Raw genomic sequence first — 304 nt, forward strand, 5'->3', positions numbered from 1 at the left:
GGGAAAGTGAAAATATACCGAAACTTTGCGCCGCAGCCTGAGAAGAGTGGCGCGGAATCAATGAAAAGGAGGGATAGGATGAGCAGTACATACATAATAAGCGGGTCTTACGCAACGGCCGAACAAGCAGGCATCACGCTTTGGGAATTGGACCCTGCCACGGGGGAATTGGCGAAAAAAGCAGAGATTCCCGGAGTGGAACGCCCTTCATTCCTCTCGGTTCATCCAAATGGCACGAGTTTCACGGCCGTCAGCGAAAGCGGGAATGGGGAAGTGGTTGCCTATTGGCTGAATCCTCAAAAAG

At 52.0% G+C, this 304-nt stretch carries 1 protein-coding gene; it reads left to right on the plus strand.

Annotation, left to right across the window (positions count from 1 at the left end):
- Positions 1–78: 78 nt before the first annotated feature.
- Positions 79–304, plus strand: a 226-nt coding sequence (locus R0J87_RS19340; RefSeq protein WP_498888270.1) for a beta-propeller fold lactonase family protein, incomplete at its 3' end; no start/stop codon positions are given.

The sequence above is a fragment of the Halomonas sp. SIMBA_159 genome (genome assembly GCF_046536035.1).
GTDB classification, from domain to species: Bacteria; Pseudomonadota; Gammaproteobacteria; order Pseudomonadales; family Halomonadaceae; genus Vreelandella; species Vreelandella venusta_A.